The following is a 19,309-nucleotide window of genomic DNA, read 5'->3' on the forward strand; positions in this document are numbered from 1 at the left end:
ATGACACAGAACAATGTTCAACTGTTTCCATTAAGCCAGCCACAGCAGCGTATTTGGTATACGGAGCTTCTGTACCCCCAGCGTAATACCTCCACCATTATCGCTACAGTCAAAATTCAGGGAGCAATTCGTATAGATGCATTGCAGCAAGCGATGAACCGAGTCGTAGCAAACAATGATTCATTCCGCATCAGGATCACGGAGCAGGATGGCGTCCCTTACCAGCACGTAATTCCATTTGCCGAGCAGGAGATTGAGACGCTCCAGGTTACTTCTGAAGAAGCTGAGGCATGGGTTCAGCAGCACAATCCACAGCCCTTCAAGGTACTGGAATCCCAATTATATCGCTTCGCGATCTTACAGCTTGATGCGGAGGAGACCTGGTACAATTTCAAAATGCATCATATCGTCTCCGACGGCGTATCGATGAATCAGGCAATTAATGAAATTACGGGTCATTACATAGATATTGTACATGGTCAAGATACCGCAGCTAAAGAAAATGCCTATCTGGATTTTATTCAGGTAGAGCAAAACTACGAGCAATCGGACCGCTATGAGAAGGATCAGGCCTATTGGACTGAGAAATTCGCTGATGTACCGGAAATCACCGGCTTGAAATCGTACAATCCACTTACTTTAGGTACTACTGCGCGTCGCGAGAGTGTTGTGCTGGAGGATGAGCTGTATCGCGGGGTCAAGGCTTTCTGCGAAGAGCATAAGACCAGCATCTTCACATTCTTCTTGGCTGCTCTGTATATTTACATGCATAAGGTGACGGGCGAGCAGGATTTGACGGTAGGTACGCTATATGCGAACCGGACTTCCAAGAAGGAGAAAGATACAGTAGGCATGTTCGTGAGCACCGTGGCGACGCGGCTGCAGGTCGAGCCTGAGGCAGAATTACTGAGCTTCCTGCAGGGTGTCGGCAAGGAGCAGTCATCCATCCTTAGACATCAGCGCTATCCTTATAACAAGATTATTCAGGATTTGCGCGAGCAGCAGAACAATATGGACCTTCAGCGCCTGTTCGGCGTGACGATTCAATATCGTACACTGAGCTTCTCACGCTTTGACGAAGCCTTGCAGCAGGTACTCAATGATTTCTGCGGTGATACCGTGAATGACTTTGATATGCATATGGTCGAAATGCTGGATGATGATCGACTCGTGCTCTATCTGGATTATCGTATGGAGCTGTTCAGCGAGGAGGAGATTGCACTAATCATCCGTCAATTCCTCAGCGTAGCGAAGCACATGGTAGCTGGTCCGCAAAAGCGTATTGAAGAATTGTCGCTGAGCAGCGAAGAGGAACGCTCTGAAATCCTCAATGTATTCAATGCGACAGCTGTAGACTATCCGCAGGACGCAGGCATTCACGAGCTATTCGAGGAACAGGCTGAGCGCATCCCAGGTCAGATCGCGATTGTCTCTGGCAGCACGCGAATGACTTACGGGCAACTGAATGAGCAAGCCAATCAATTGGCGCACACACTGCGCAGCTATGGCGTGACGGCGGAGCAGACCGTGGGTATCGTTGCTGACCGCTCGGCGGATATGATCGTGGGCATGCTGGCTATTCTCAAGGCAGGCGGTGCTTACGTACCGATCGATCCGGATTATCCGTCTGAGCGGGTCCGCTATCTGTTGACAGATTCCGAGGCGCAGCTACTGCTGGTACAACGTGCGGAGCAACAGCCAGATGATTACGATGGAATAGTGCTGGATCTGAGCGACGTAACCATCTATGGAGTGGATGCTCAAGAGGGTGCGTATACGCTGGATGAAGCACAAGCAGGGCGTCAACATATGGAATATACCGATTATTCGCATGTGAAAAATGACCATAACAATCTTTCGACCATGAGCGATCAGGGACTAGAAAAGGATGTAGCCTTCGGCAGTCGATTGGCTTATTTAATGTACACTTCAGGAACGACAGGTCAGCCAAAAGGGGTTATGGTCGAGCATCGTAATGTCGTGCGGCTCGTGAAGAATTCGAGCTATGCTGTGCTGAGTGAAGATACGCGTATTCTGCAGACGGGAGCGGTTGTCTTTGACGCGTCCACCTTTGAGATCTGGGGCTCGCTTCTGAATGGTGGCCAGCTCGTGCTGGTTAGCCAGGATGTTATTCTGGACGCGGCTAAGCTGAAGGAAGCTGTACGCAGTCATGGGGTTACCACGATGTGGCTGACAGCACCGCTCTTCAACCAGCTGTCCCAGCAGGATGTAGAGCTGTTCGCAGGGCTGAAGGAGCTGTTGATTGGTGGGGATGTACTGTCTGTGCCCCATGTAAATCGTGTGCTGAAAGCCCATCCGTCGCTGAAGCTGATCAACGGCTATGGACCGACAGAAAACACGACCTTCTCGACTACGCATGCGATTTTAGGTGAGCAGACAGAAGCGGTGCCGATCGGTAGCCCCATTACGAATTCAACTGCGTATGTCGTGGATCGTGCTCTACAGCTGCAGCCTGTCGGAGCGTGGGGGGAACTGCTCGTCGGAGGAGACGGTGTGGCCCGCGGCTATCGCAACCGACCAGACCTGACAGCAGAGAAATTCATGGATAGTCCCTTCCGCAGCGGTGAGCGCTGCTATCGGACGGGTGACCTCGTGCGCTGGCGTGCTGATGGAACGCTGGAATACAAGGGGCGGATCGACGCGCAGGTCAAGATTCGTGGCTATCGGATCGAGTTAGGTGAGGTGGAGGCCCAACTGCTGAAGCTGGAGGCTGTGCATGAAGCCGTGGTCGTGGCACGAGAGGATGACCAGGGGCAAAAGCAGCTGTGTGCGTATGTTGTGCTGAAGGCTACTGAGGATGGAGATACAGTGATAGCACCTACCATGCATGAGCTGCGTAGTGCGCTCAGTCAAGAGCTACCGGCTTATATGGTACCTTCGTATTTTGTTGAACTCCCGCAGCTACCACTAACTCCAAATGGTAAGGTAGACCGCCGTGCACTGCCTGAACCAGAGGGACGTATCGACACAGGTCAGGATTACGTCGCTGCCCGCAATGCTGTCGAGAGTGTATTGACGTCAATATGGCAGTCTGTGTTGGGTATTCCGCAGGTCGGCGTGCTGGATAACTTCTTCCACCTGGGTGGTGACTCCATCAAGGCTATTCAGGTGTCCTCAAGATTGCTGCAAAATGGCTACAAGCTGGAAATGAGAGAGCTGTTCCAGTATCCGACGATTGCCGAGCTGAGTGGACGGGTGCAGCAGGTGATTCGTATTGCGGATCAAGGCGAAGTGACAGGTGCGGTAGCGTTAACGCCAATCCAGCATTGGTTCCTTGAGCAGCAGCCTGCGAACCCTGAGCATTACAATCAGGCTTTGCTGCTGCATCGTGAGGATCATATGGACGAAGCGGCTCTTCGAGTGGCTATCCAGCAAGTAGTCGAGCATCATGATGCACTGCGGATCGTCTTGCGACAGACTAATGATGGCGGATATGAAGCTTGGAATCGCAGTATACAGGATGGTGAAGCGTACAATCTGGATGTAGTCGATCTGACCCACGTGTCAAGCCAAGCGGATGTTGCTCGACTACTGGAGGAGAAAGCTAGCGATATTCAAAGCAGCATCCAGCTGGAGAATGGCCCATTGGTAAGATTAGGTCTGTTCCGTTGTGCGGACGGAGACCATTTGCTGATTGCTATTCACCATTTGGTTGTTGACGGGGTGTCTTGGCGTATATTGCTGGAGGATCTGGCGTCGGGCTATGAGCAGGCTGTAAGGGGAGAGTCTGTCCAATTGCCGAACAAGACCGATTCGTTCCAGATGTGGGCAGATGGGTTGCAACAGTATGCGCACAGTGCAGCCTTGGATAAAGAGCGTGCGTATTGGCAAGGAATTGAGCGGACCGAAGCAGCTGAGGCCAAGTTACCTAAGGATTATGTGCGCAAATCGGCTGCCAAGCCGCAGCTGCGTGACGATCGTACACTTACCGTGACATGGACGGCGGAGGAGACAGAGCAATTTCTGAAGCAGGCTCACCGTGCATACAATACAGAGGCTAACGACCTGCTGCTGACTGCGCTTGGCATCGCTATTCATGAGTGGGCAGGCCTCAGTCAGGTGCTGGTCAATCTGGAGGGCCATGGCCGTGAAGCCATAGTGCCGAATGTGGATATTACACGTACCGTTGGTTGGTTCACCAGTCAATTCCCGGTCGTACTGGATCTGGGTGAGGGCCAGGATGTAGGTCAGTGTGTCAAACGCGTCAAGGAAGGGCTGCGCCGCGTTCCACAAAAAGGGGTTGGATACGGCATTTTACGCTATCTGTCCTCCCAGGCAGGCGAGCAGGAAGCGGTACAAAGCAACGAGAAGGGGCAGAAGTCTCCTGCGTTCATGATCGAACCAGAGATTAGCTTCAACTATCTGGGGCAATTCGACCAGGATTTGAGCAATAGTGCCTTCCGTATGTCCACCTATTCCAGCGGTGCGTCCATTAGCGATACGTTGACGAAGCGCTATGCACTGGATCTGAACAGTATGATCTCAGGTGGGGTGCTGGAGCTGACGATCAGCTATAGCAGTAAGACTTTTATGAAGAAAACGATCAAACAGCTTGCGGAGCTGCTTCAGACAAGCTTGCAGCATGTGCTGGCACATTGTGTCGGCAAGGAAGTGCCGGAGCTGACGCCGAGCGATCTGTCTTTCCAGGGACTGACGGCTGGAGAGCTGGAGCATATTGTGACCCAGACTGCGGCAGCGGGTGAGCTGGACAATATCTATGCCCTGACACCGATGCAGAAGGGGATTCTGTTCCATGGACTGATGGAGCCGCAATCCGGTGCGTACTTTGAGCAGGCGACATTTGAGCTGCAGGGCAGCTTCCAGGTCGAGGCTTTTGCGCACAGTCTCAATCAATTGGTGGCACGCCACCAGATTTTCAGGACGAACTTTTATAGCGGCTGGCATGAGCAGCCTTTGCAGGTGGTGTATCGCAATAAGGCGGCGGATTTCCGCTTCCAGGATCTTCGTTCTATGGGAGAGTCAGAGCAGAGCAACTATATTATTGAGTATGCGAAGCGTGATCAGGCTGAGGGCTTTGACTTTAGCACAGGGGCGCTAATGAGAGTGTCTGTCTTGCGTACGGATGAGGAGAGCTACCGTTTTGTGTGGAGCTTCCATCATATTCTGATGGACGGCTGGTGCTTGTTCCTTATTGTCGGGGAAGCATTCAATACGTACTTTGATGTGCTGGCAGGACGCACACCAGAGCTTGCTCCGGTTACCCCGTATAGTGAGTATATCGAATGGCTGGAGCGTCAGGACAATACGGAGGCAGAACGATTCTGGAGTGATTACTTCACGGGGTTCGAGCAGCAGACTACACTGCCACAGGCGAAGGTGCTGGATGCTCAAGCCAAGGGCTACGAAGCAAACAAGCTGTCCTTCACGCTAGGTCGTGAGCTGACACAGCAGATGGATTCACTGGTCAAGCAGCAGCAAGTGACTGTCAATACGCTGCTACAGGCTGCGTGGGGTGTGGTGCTGCAGCGCTATAACAATAGTCGTGACGTGGTATTTGGCAGCGTTGTATCTGGCAGATCGGCAGATATCCCAGGTATCGACAAAATGATCGGCTTGTTCATTAATACCGTCCCAGTGCGCATTCATAGTGAGGAAGAAGTAACTTTCGTAGAGCTGATGAAACGGACTCAGGAGCATGCACTCGCTTCCCGCTCTTATGAGACATATCCACTGTATGAAATTCAGGCTCTGACTGAGCAAAAGCAGGACCTCGTCAATCATATAATGGTGTTCGAAAATTACCCTGTGGAGCAGCGTATGGAGGAAATGGGCAGCCGAGATGCGGGCGGCTTCACCATTGCGAATGCGTCCATGTCAGAGCAGACGAACTACGATTTCAACATTACGATTGTACCTGGCGACAATATCCATGTTCATCTCGAATACAATGCGCTCGTATTCGACCGCTCAGCGATCAAGCAGATTGCCGAGCATTGGGTGTACGTCATGGAACAAGTCATTAGTAGTCCACACACCCGGGTTGATGATCTGGAGTTGGTGACGGTTAATGAAAGAGCTAGCATCCTTGACGGTTTTGCCTCTGTTGGCGTACTCGAAGGGCTGGATACGACAGGTGTTGCGGGCTTGTTCCATCCATATGTGGAGCAGCAGGCAAAGCTCATATCTGAGCATGTAGCTGTCGTGTACGAGGGACAGCAGCTTACTTACCGTGAGCTTAATGAAAGGGCGAACCAACTCGCACGTCGATTGCGCGACAATGGCATCGGGCGTGAATCCATCGTCGGTATCCTGAGTGAGCGCTCTGTCGATATGCTCGTTGGTGTGCTGGCGGTGTGGAAGGCTGGCGGAGCGTATGTGCCGCTAGATGCAGACTATCCGTCTGAGCGTATTCGCTTCATGCTGGCGGATAGCGGGGCAACGGTTCTGCTGACGCAAAAGGGACTGTTAGCACAGAAGGAACTATTAACCGAGCAAGAACTGTTAGCTCAACAAGGTCTGTCGACATCTAACGAGTTGGGGATAGCAGATAAGTCTCAGGAGCAGCAGGAAGCATCGGGGGCTGATTCCGAGTCCAAGGCGGCAGATGAGCTACGTCTGCGCCGGGTGCTGGAGCTGGATGACGAGTCGCTCTATGCCGGGGATGACAGCAACCTGGAGTGGATCAACGAGCCGCAGGATCTGGCGTATGTGATCTACACCTCCGGTACAACCGGACGTCCGAAGGGCGTCATGATTGAGCATCGCAGTCTGGTAAATACGGCAGCAGCCTATCGTCGGGATTACCGACTGAGCGAATTCCCGGTGCGGCTGCTTCAGCTGGCGAGCTTCTCCTTCGACGTGTTCGTCGGGGATATTGCGCGCACGCTCTACAATGGTGGCACGATGGTCATCTGTCCGAAGGACGACCGGATCGATCCGAGCCGATTGTATGGCTGGATTCGGGATTATCAGATTACGGTATTCGAATCGACGCCTGCTCTGATCGTGCCGTTCATGCAGCATGTGCATGAGCACGGACTGGACATGAGCAGCATGGAGCTGTTGATCACCAGCTCGGATAGCTGTAGTGTGAGCGATTATCGCAACTTGCAGGAGCGCTTCGGTGGACAGATGCGCATCATCAATAGCTACGGGGTCACGGAAGCTGCGATTGACTCCAGCTTCTACGACGAAGAGCTGACGAAGCTGCCAGCCAGTGGCCATGTGCCGATCGGTCAGGCCTGGCTGAATGCCCGCTTCTACATTGTGGACAGTCAGCTGCGTCCGGTACCCATCGGTGTACTGGGTGAGCTGTGCATCGGTGGTATCGGGGTGGCTCGTGGCTACCTCGGTCGTCCGGACCTCACGGCGGAGAAGTTCGTAGACAACCCGTATGTACCAGGGGAACGACTGTACCGCACGGGGGATCTGGCGCGGTGGATGCCGGATGGCAACGTGGACTTCATTGGGCGGATGGATTATCAGGTCAAGATTCGTGGCTACCGGATCGAGCTGGGTGAGATTGAGACAGCGATGCTACAGGTAGCTGGCGTACGCCAAGCCGTGGTGATCGATCGTACCGATGAGCGTGGACACAAATATCTATGTGGCTACTTTACGAGCGAACAAGAGGTGAACAGCCAGCATATTCAAGCCGAGCTGGAGGCTGGATTGCCTGCGCATATGGTGCCTGCACGCTTGATGCGTCTAGAGGCCATTCCACTGACGGCGAACGGCAAGATTGACCGCAAGGCGTTGCCGGAGCCGGAGGGTAGCATCCATACCGGTGCAGCCTATGTTGCACCACGCACAGCGGTGGAGCAGGTATTGGCAGAGATTTGGGCAGGTGTACTGGGCATGGAAGCCATCGGTACGCAGGACAATTTCTTCGAGCTAGGTGGCGATTCCATCAAGGCGCTACAGGTGTCGTCACGACTCCTGCAGGCTGGGTACCGGATGGAGATGAAGGACCTGTTCAGCCATCCGACAGTCATATCACTCAGTCCTCTGTTGCGTACCGACGGTAAGATCGCCAGCCAAGAGGATGCCAAGGGCCGGGTAGAGCTGACACCAATTCAACGCTGGTTCTTCGAGCAGCAGCCCGCAGAGCCGCATCACAACAACCAAGCTATGCTGCTTTACCGGGCTGAACGCTTTAATGTAGACGCACTGCGGCATACGATGGACAGGATTGTCCAGCATCATGATGCGCTGCGTACCGTCTTCCGCGATACAGAACATGGTTATGAGGCTTGGAACCGTGAGACTAACGATGGCGTGCTATATACGCTGGAGATTGTAGATCTCTTGGGTGTAGCTGATGAAGCATTAGCTGTCGAGACCAAGGCAACAGAGATTCAAGGGAGTATTCAGCTAAGCGAAGGACCGCTTGTGAAGCTGGGTCTGTTCCAGTGCGCGCAAGGGGATCATTTGCTGATTGTCATCCATCATTTGGTGGTGGACGGAGTATCCTGGCGGATATTGCTGGAGGACGTTGCAGCTGGCTATGAGCAGGCATTGGCGGGCAAGAAAGAGAAGGCTATTCAGCTTCCGCATAAGAGTGATTCATTCCAGACCTGGGCCGGGCAGCTGTCGGCTTATGCCAACAGCGCAGCGATGGAGCAGGAGCTTGCGTACTGGCAGCATATCGAGCAAGCGGAAGCGAAGCTTGTGCAGGCATTGCCGAAGGACTTTGACCAGCCCAAAGCACAACTGGGGGATAGCGAGGTCATTACGGTACGCTGGACGAAGCAGGAGACTGACATGCTGCTCAAACAGGCCCATCGTGCATACAGCACAGAAATGAATGATCTGCTACTGAGTGCTCTTGGCAAGGCTATGTTCGACTGGTCTGGATCGGAGCGCGTGTTAATTAATCTGGAGGGTCACGGCCGGGAATCCATTTTGCCAGATATGGATGTTACGCGCACCATCGGTTGGTTCACAAGTCAGTTCCCTGTTGTATTGAACGTCAGTGCTGCTTCTAGTCGAGCAGGGGCTGGTCACGCCAATATCGCGCGTCTGATTACGCAGGTCAAGGAAGGTCTGCGCCAAATCCCGAACAAAGGCATCGGCTATGGCATTCTGCGCTACCTGTCCAATTCAGCAACCACACCAACTGGCGGATTACTCCAGATTGAGCCAGAGATTAGCTTCAACTATCTGGGGCAATTCGATCAGGATTACAAAGGCAGTGCTCTGCAGCCTTCGTCTTACTCGATTGGTGTGCCAGTGAGTACCAAGGCGGCCATGGATTTTGCACTGGATATCAACGGGTTGATTGAGGACGGCGAGCTTGTATTCACGATCCGGTATGGTAGCACCCAGTTCCGTCAGGAGACGATGGAGCGGCTTGGAGAGCACCTGGTCTCCAGTCTGCGTGAAGTTATTCTTCACTGTGTTGCACAGGACAGAACGGTGCTGACGCCAAGTGATGTACTGCTGAATAACGTAACGATGGATGAGCTGCAGCAACTGGTCGAGGATACACGTGAGCTCGGCGAACTGGAGAATGTGTATGCCTTGACGCCAATGCAGAAGGGGATGCTCTTCTACAGCCTGATGGATGCTGATTCAGGAGCTTATTTCGAGCAGGCTACCTTTGAGCTGAACGGACGCTTTGATGTGGGGGCCTTCGGACGCAGCTTCGACCTGTTGATTGAACGCCATGAAGCGCTGCGGACGAACTTTATTAGCTTGTGGAAGGACGAGCCTGTACAGGCTGTATTCCGCAGCCGTAGTGGACAGCTATATTATGAGGACCTGCGTGAACTGTCAGTTGCTGATCGTGAGGCGCGTGTAGAAGCTTATACGGGTGAAGACAAGGCCAAGGGATTCCGTCTGGATGCGGATGCGCTCATTCGGGTATCCATTTTACAGACTGGAGATGAAGCATACCACTTTATCTGGAGCTTCCATCATATTCTAATGGATGGCTGGTGCTTGTCCTTCATGACACAGGAAGTCTTCGGTACCTATCTTGCCCTGCGTGCGGGCCAGGAGCCGATGCTTTCGCCAGTCACACCATTCAGTCGCTTTATCGAATGGCTGGAGCGCCAGGATCGTGAGGAGGCCCGTCAATACTGGAGCGGATATCTGGCTGACTATGAGCAGCAGGTTATGCTGCCACAGCAAAAGGTGCAGTCCACCTCAGTACGCCAGAAAGAATATGCAGCGGGTGAGCTGGAGTGTGATCTGCAGCCAGAGCTGGCCGTGCAAATTGGACGAGTTGCCAAGCAGCATCAAGTCACGATTAATACCTTGATTCAGACCGTATGGGGCGTCCTGCTGCAAAAGTACAACAACAGCACTGATGTCGTGTTCGGCAGCGTCGTGTCAGGTCGTCCAAGCGATATCCCGGGCGTGGAGCAGATGATCGGCTTGTTCATTAACACGATCCCGGTTCGCATTCAGACGGTAACAGGCGAAGGCTTTGCCACGCTGATGAGACGCGTACAGGAGCAGGCACTTGCATCCAATACGTATGATGCGTTCCCGCTGTATGAGATTCAGTCCCTTACGGAGCAGAAGCAGGATCTTATCAATCACATTATGGTTTTTGAAAACTATCCAGTGGAGCAACAGGTCGAGCAGCTTGGTGGCAATGGAGAAGACGCATTTACAATCTCGAACGTCGTTGCTACAGAGCAAACAAATTATGATCTGAACGTGGTTGTGATGCCAGGCGAAGCAATCCGGATTCGCTTTATGTATAACGCGCTGAGCTTCGATCAAGCAGGCATTGAGCGATTGCATGGACATTTTGCACGTCTGCTGGAGCAGATTGCGCTGAATCCGCAAGCTCGCATAGACGAGTTGGAGCTTATTACTGCTGCTGAACAGTCTCAAATTCGTGAAGTATTCAACAACACAGCCACAGCGTACCCACGTCATCAGTCCATTCATGGGCTGTTCGAGGAGCAGGCTGCGCGTGTGCCTGAGAAGACGGCAGCCGTGTATGGGCAGCAATCGTTATCCTATCGTGAGCTGAATGAGTCAGCCAACCGCTTGGCACATACGTTGCGATTGGCTGGAGTACAGGCTGACGAGCCAGTCGGCTTGCTGGCTGAACGCTCGCTGGATATGCTGATTGGCACGCTGGCGATTTTGAAGGCAGGCGGTGCGTATGTGCCGATTGACCCTCAATATCCAGAGGAGCGCATTCGCTATATGCTGGAGGATTCGGGAGCGAGGCTGCTGCTCGCGCAGGAGGCACTACTAGAGCGGCATGATTGGACCGGATTTACGGGACAGATCGTCGAACTGAATGATGAAGCTTCCCGTAGTGCAAACGCAGCGAATGGTGCAGATATCTCGAATAGTAAAGATACATGGAATAGTGAGAATACAGCGAATCTGCAGTTGAACACTTCCAGCCATGACGCAGCCTACATTATTTACACATCAGGCTCTACGGGTCTGCCTAAGGGCGTCGTTGTTGAGCATCGCAGTGTCGTGCGCCTAGTGTGCAATACGGATTATGTGCCGCTGGATGAATCCACACGGATTCTGCAGACGGGAGCGCTCGTATTTGACGCTTCGACGTTTGAGATTTGGGGGGCATTGTTAAATGGTGGTCAGCTGGTGTTGGTAGATCAGGACACACTGCTGGATGCAGCCAAGCTGAAGACGAGCATTCGCGAGCATGCCATTACGACCATGTGGATGACGGCGCCTTTATTCAACCAGCTTTCCCAGCAGGATGTCGAATTGTTCGGAGCTGTGAAGTACTTGCTGGTTGGCGGGGATGTTCTCTCCGTACCGCACATTAACCGGGTATTGGATCATCATCCGGGGTTGACCATCATTAACGGCTATGGCCCGACGGAAAATACGACCTTCTCGACGACATACCGCATCGACGAGCTACAGCATGATGCTGTTCCAATCGGTCGTCCGATCCATAATTCTACGGCGTATGTCGTCGATGCAGGCTTTCATTTGCAGCCTATCGGTGCTTGGGGTGAGTTGGTCGTGGGTGGTGACGGCGTAGCCCGTGGCTATCTGAACCGCCCTGAGCTGACGAGCGAGAAATTCCGCTTGAATCCTTGGGCAGCGAGAGCGGATGAAGGAACTGAAGAACGTCTATATTGCACAGGTGATCTCGTACGTTGGCGTGAGGATGGCACATTGGAGTATGCCGGACGTATGGACCAGCAGGTGAAAATCCGTGGTTATCGGATTGAGCTGGGTGAGATAGAGGCGAAGCTCCTGCGAATGGTAGATATTCGTGAGGCGGTCGTGCTGGTGATCGAGGATGAAGATGGGCAGAAAATGCTCTGTGCTTACTTCACCTCGAATCAGGCCTGCAATATTGGAGAGCTTAGACAGGTGCTTTCCCAGGAGCTGCCTGCCTATATGGTGCCATCCTACTTTATGCAGGTAGAGCGGATTCCATTGACTGTGAACGGTAAAGTAGACCGCAAAGCCCTGCCTGCGCCGGAGGGCGGCATGTCTAGCGGCACAGCTTATGTATCTCCACGCACAGCGGCTGAACAAGCTCTGGCCACGGTGTGGAGCGCTGTGCTCGGTGGTGGACAAATTGGCATACTTGATCATTTCTTCGAGCTGGGCGGCGATTCTATTAAAGCGATTCAGGTAGCCTCCCGCTTATTGCAAGCTGGATACAAGATGGACATGAAGGATTTGTTTAAATATCCGACGATCAAGGATCTCGCACCACAGCTCCGTCTCGCAGAGCGGCATACAGCAGATCAGGGAGTAGTGACAGGAGAAGTCGTACTCACGCCAATCCAACATTGGTTCGTGGAGCAGAAGCAACCGGATGATCATCACTTCAATCAGGCGGTTATGCTGCATCGGGATCAGGGCTTTGATGAGGGAGCATTACTTCAGGCCCTTGCGAAGCTGGCCGAGCATCATGATGCGTTGCGGATGGTATTCAGCAAGCATGATCACAGCTATAGTGTGCAAAATCGCGGCATAGACGAGGGTGAACTATTCCATCTCGAGGTTGCAGACTTTAGGGATGTCTCAGATTCGGCTGTGCTCAGAGCAGCGATTGAGGCCAAAGCCGATAGCATTCAAAGTGGTATAAATCTGGATGAAGGACCTCTCTTCCGAGCAGGTTTGTTCCGTTGTGCTGACGGGGATCATCTGTTGCTGGTCATTCACCATTTGGTCGTGGACGGCGTATCCTGGCGTATTTTGTTCGAGGACCTGGCTACTGTATATGAGCAGGCTATCGCGCAGGAAGCCTTACAGCTTCCGTACAAAACAGATTCCTTCCGTACATGGTCCCATCAGCTTGCTAAGTATGCCCAAAGTGAGGCTATGGTGAGTGAACGGGAATATTGGGAGCGACTCAACGCTGAAGCGCTGGCTAATCAAGCGAAGCTGCCTGTGGATGATGAAGTTGAAGGAGCATTTACCCTGGCTGACACAGATACTGTCGTAGTACAGCTGACACAGCCACAGACGGAGCAACTGCTCAAGCAAGCTCATCGTGCCTACAACACAGAAGTGAATGATCTACTGCTTACCGCACTTGGGATGACGCTGCAAGCTTGGACTGGCCATGAGCGAAGCCTGATTAACTTAGAGGGTCATGGACGTGAGGACATTCTCGCTGGTATGGATGTATCTCGCACGGTAGGCTGGTTCACGACTCAATATCCAGTGCTGCTGGATGCAGCCAGTGATTCAACACTCTCTGCACGCATCAAGCAAGTCAAAGAGAGTCTCCGCCATATTCCAAATAAAGGTATCGGTTATGGCATATGGAGATACTTGACTGAAGCCGGGACAGACCTCCGTCAAAGCGAAGGTAGAGGTGTCTCTGGTGCAGGCTACGCTGAGCCACAGATTAGCTTCAACTATCTGGGGCAATTCGATCAGGATCTGAGCAACAGTAACACACGCATGTCTCCATATTCGATCGGTGCAGCCGTGAGTGAACGGACAGAGATGAAATATATGCTTGATGTAGGTGGTATCGTCACAGACGGAGTTCTGGAGATTGAGATTCGCTATAACCGTCAAGGCTTCCGTCAGCATACGATTCAGATGCTGGCCGAGCTGCTGAGAGGCCATCTGTTGGAAATTATCGAGCATTGTGTCAGTCGAGAGCGTACAGAGCTTACACCAAGTGATGTCTTGTTCAAAGGTCTTACTCTGGAGCAACTTGCTACGATTGTAGACCAGACCCAAGCAGTAGGTGAACTGGAAAATGTATATCCATTAACCCCGATGCAGAAGGGGATGCTGTTCCACAGTCTGATGCATGCCGAGACGGGTGTGTACTTTGAGCAGGCAACGTTCGAGCTGAATGGAGCATTTGTACCAGAGGTGTTCGAGAAGAGTCTGGCGCTGCTGATAGATCGTCACGCCATTTTCCGTACGAATTTCTATAGTGGCTGGCATGGTCAACCATTACAGGTCGTGTATCGCTATAGAGCAGTAGACTTCCAGTATGAAGATGTTAGAGAAGGCAGAGATGCAGTAGCTGAGATCGTAGCAGAATACATCTCTCGTGACAAGGCGAGAGGCTTCGATCTTGGCCAGGATTCGTTGATGCGTGTAGCAGTGCTGCGCACAGGAGATAGCACGTATCAGTTCATCTGGAGCTTCCATCATATTGTGATGGATGGCTGGTGTTTGTCGCTCGTGACGGACGAAGTATTTGGAGCCTATCAGGCATTGCTTGCAAGCAAAGAGCCTGTATTGGCAGCGGTGCAGCCTTATAGTAACTACATTGAATGGCTGGAACGGCAAAATACAGAGGCAGCCTCCCGCTACTGGAGTGACTATCTGGCAGGCTTTGAGCAACAGACATTGCTGCCTGGTGAGCAAAGCGGAGGAATTTTCTTGGCAGAACAGAACTCATCCCAGCTTGCAACGGAGCATGTAGCTGAGCAAGGGACTGAGCACGGATCAGGGGCTGCTGGATATATACCTGGTAAGCTATCCTTCACGTTAGGCCAGCAACGGAGTGAGGCCTTGAATCGGATGGCGAGGCAGCAGCAGGTTACGATCAACACGGTGCTACAGACGGTCTGGGGCGTGATCCTGCAGAACTACAATAACAATCAGGATGTCGTATTTGGTAGTGTCGTATCTGGCCGTCCGGCAGAAATTGCGGGTGTGGAGCAGATGATCGGCTTGTTCATCAATACGATTCCAGTACGGATTATGAATGAACGTAGTACCACCTTCGCACAGCTACTGCATAGTGTGCAGGAGCAGGCGCTTGCCTCGGGAGCTTACGATACGTTCCCGCTATATGAGATTCAGGCACTGACTGAGCAGAAGCAGGATCTGATTAATCATATTATGGTATTCGAGAATTTCCCGATCGGCGAACAGATCAGCCAGGTAGGCGATTCCGAGCACGGCAGTGAGCATTCCGGATCAGCATTGTCGATTACCAACGTTTCTATTGCTGAGCAGACCAACTATGATTTCAACCTGATTGTAGTCCCTGGCGAAGACATCTCAATTCTGTTCGAGTACAACACGCTGGTGTACAGCCTTGCCGATGTGGAGCGTATTCAGGGCCATATTGATCAAGTGATTGGGCAAATTGTTGCAAATCCGCATATCCGTGTGGATGAACTTGCCTTGGTAACCCCGGCCGAGCAAGCGCATCTCATCGAGGTGTGGGGTGATACCGCAGCACCATATCCGCAGGAGGAGACACTCAGCAGTCTGTTCGAGCAGCAGGTACTACGTGCACCGGAGCAGGTGGCTGTCATCTGTGGGGAGCAATCGTTGACCTATGCGGAGCTGAATGAACGTGCGAATCGTCTGGCACGTACCTTGCGTGCGGAAGGTGTTGTAGCAGATCAGCCCGTAGGTGTGGTCGTGCAGCGCTCGCTGGAGATGATGGTGGGCATCTATGCGATTCTGAAGGCTGGCGGCGCATATGTGCCGATTGATCCAGACTATCCGGCAGATCGCATCCGCTTCATGCTCGAGGACTCAGGTGCGCAGCTGGTGCTGACGCAGCAGCAGCTGGTCGAGCGGTGGGAGGTGCAAGCTGCACAGTCGGGCCATTTTGCAGCAAGTTCGAGTGCGATGGGTGCAGAGGCTGGAATTGTTAGTGTTAGTGGTACTGAAATGGCTAGTGATACGGATGCTGGTATTGATGGAGCTAAGGGTACTGGTACTGCTGCAGATGTTGCAGATGTTGCAGGGGCAGATGAGGCTAGTGGATGGGCAGACTTCGGCGGCAAAATACTGGTGCTGGAGCAGGAGGAGCTGTATCACGAGGATGGCTCCAACCTGGCCCCACTGGCTGGGCCGCAGCATATCGCGTATGTCATCTATACATCGGGTTCTACAGGCAAGCCAAAGGGTGTCATGGTCGAGCATCACTCGGTGATCAACCGGATTCTGTGGATGCATGATCGTTATGGTCTGAGCGCAGAGGATACGATTCTGCAAAAGACCACTTTTACCTTCGACGTATCCGTATGGGAGCTGTTCTGGTGGTCCATGGTTGGCTCCAAGGTAAGCTTGCTGTCCGTGGGCGGCGAGAAAAATCCGGAGGATATCGCAGATACGATTGCCCGTGACCGAGTGACAACGATGCACTTCGTTCCTGCGATGCTGCATGCGTTCCTGGAGTATGCCGAGCAGCAACCACGAGAGGTACTGCAAGCGAAGCTGGGTACGCTCCAGCATGTGTTTGCCAGCGGAGAAGCCTTGCCGCCACAGCATGTTGCGCGGTTCCAACGCTTGGTGTCGAGCCTGAGCGGGGCGAAGCTGATCAATCTGTACGGTCCGACGGAAGCTACGGTGGACGTATCATATTTTGATTGCGAGCCGGGTGAGTCGTATGGAATCATTCCGATCGGGAAGCCGATTCAGAACATTCGTCTGTACATCGTCAAGGAAGGAACCGAGCAGCTGCAGCCGATCGGCGTAGCCGGGGAGCTGTGCATTGGCGGCGTCGGTGTGGCGCGTGGCTATTTGAACCGTCCTGAGCTGACAGCCGAGAAATTCGTACGTGATCCATTCTCGGGTGAACGTGCGGGCTTCAGTCAGATGTACCGCACCGGAGATCTGGCGCGCTGGTTGCCCGATGGCAACATCGAATATTTGGGCCGGATCGACCATCAGGTGAAGATTCGCGGGTATCGGATTGAGCTGGGCGAAGTCGAAGCGCAGCTGCTGCAGGTGGAGTCTGTGCGTGAAGCGGTCGTCATGGCTCGTGCCGATGAGACGGGACAGAAGCAGCTGGTGGCGTACTATGTAGCAAGTGTTGAGCTTGGCGCGGCTGAGCTGCGGAGCGAAATGGGCCGCGAATTGCCAAGCTACATGGTGCCGACGTACTTTATCCAGATGGAGCAGATGCCACTGAGCCCGAATGGCAAAATTGACCGCAAAGCCCTCCCGGCACCGGAAGGTAGCCTGCAGAGCGGAGCGGATTATGCTGAGCCGCGTACGGCGCAGGAACGGGCGCTTGTAAAGGTGTGGCAGGATGTGCTGGGCGTGCCGACGGTCGGGATCCTGGACAATTTCTTCGATCTGGGCGGTGATTCGATCAAGGCCATTCAGATTGCGTCCCGTGTGTTCCAGACCGGCTATAAGCTGGACATGAAGTACTTGTTCCAGCACCCAACGATTGCAGCACTGGCACTGCATTTGCAGGAAGCAAGCCGGATGGCTGATCAGGGTGAAGTACATGGAGAGACAGGCTTGCTGCCGATTCAGCAATGGTTCTTCGAGCAGAAGCGCGAGCATCCGCAGCACTTCAATCAAGCAGTCATGCTATATAGCGAGGAAGGCTTCCACGAAGCAGCTGTTCGCTCGGTAATGGATCAGATTGTGAGACACCATGATGCATTGCGTACCGTGTTCCGTCCTGATGAATCGGGCTTGGTATTCGAGGCTTGGACACGACGCGTCGATGAAGGTGTCCTGTATACCCTGGACATCGTTGATCTCTGCGCGCTGGAGAGCTATGCGGAGGAATTGGAGGATAGAGCCGCTGCTATTCATAGCAGTATGGACCTGAGCACAGGTCCTCTGGTCAAGCTTGGATTGTTCCGAACTGTCGATGGCGATCACCTGCTCATCACGATTCATCATTTGGTGATGGACGGAGTCTCCTGGCGGATCCTCTTTGAAGATTTTGCTGCAGGGTACGAAAGAGCATTGAAGGGTCAGGCCATACAGTTACCGTACAAGACCGATTCCTTCCAGCTATGGACCAGCGAGCTGGCATCGTATGCACAACGTGCTACGACAGCAGCCATTTCAGGTGAATCAGGTGCCACTCATGAGAGTGTCTTAAATACATCATATTGGGAGCGCATTGAGCAGGAGAAATCCAGCGTTGCCCCATTGCCAAAGGACTTTATATATGAAGGCTCTGTGCAAGCTGACAGTGAGCTGTTGTCCGTGGAATGGAGCGAGGCACAGACGCAAATGCTGCTCAAACAGGCTAACCGTGCCTACAATACGGAGGTTAATGATCTGTTGTTGACCGCACTTGGTCTGGCCGTACATCAATGGACGGGTGCACGACAGGTTCTCGTCAATCTGGAAGGGCACGGACGGGAAGCGATCGTTCCTGACGTGGATATTACGCGTACGATCGGCTGGTTCACGAGCTTGTATCCTGTATTGCTGGAGACGGGCAGAGAAATGACGCTGGCTCAGCGAATCAAGGAGACGAAGGAAGGCCTGCGACGTATTCCACATAAAGGATTGTCGTATGGAATCTGGCGCTATCTGTCCTCTGCTGCAGCGGGTGCAGCTGTGCCTGATGCGCAAGAGCGTACCCATAATGCAGACCCGGAGATTAGCTTCAACTATCTGGGTCAGATCGATCAGGATCTCCAGCACAGCGGCATCACCTTGTCTTCTTACAGTGTAGGGGAGACTGAGGATACGAGCGCGCGCATGAATTATACCCTTGATATCAATGCGATGATCTCGGAGGGCAAGCTGCGCCTGACGGTAGCTTACAGCCGTAAGCAGTATCACAAGGAGACACTCGAACGTCTGGCAGACATGCTGCACACGGCTCTGCACGAAGTGATTACGCATTGTGCGGCACAGGATCAGCCGGCGCTGACTCCGAGCGATGTATCTTTCAGGGGGCTGTCGATCAAGGAACTGGAGCAGATCACAGAGCAGGCATCTCATACAGGTGAATTGGAAAATGTATATGCACTGACGCCGATGCAGAAGGGCATGCTCTTCTACAACCTGATGGATTCACAATCCGGAGCGTATTTTGAGCAAGCTTCCTTCGATCTGCAGGGCGAGTTCGACATCGCTGCGTTCGCAGCTAGTCTGGACAAGCTGGTAGAGCGACATACGGCATTGCGCACGAACTTCTATAGTGGCTGGAAGG

Annotated in this window: 1 protein-coding gene (running past one end of the window); it reads left to right on the forward strand. The window is 53.0% G+C overall.

The annotated features are described in order from the left end of the window. Nucleotides 1-19,309 carry the start of a non-ribosomal peptide synthase/polyketide synthase gene (locus MKX74_RS12500; protein WP_341178583.1) on the forward strand. Its footprint extends 24,620 nt past the window's final position, so only the first 19,309 of its 43,929 coding nucleotides appear in the window; it begins with the start codon at nt 1-3; its stop codon lies beyond the right edge, outside the window.

Origin of the sequence: Paenibacillus sp. FSL K6-1230, assembly GCF_038002385.1 — a bacterium.
GTDB classification, from domain to species: domain Bacteria; phylum Bacillota; class Bacilli; order Paenibacillales; family Paenibacillaceae; genus Paenibacillus; species Paenibacillus massiliensis.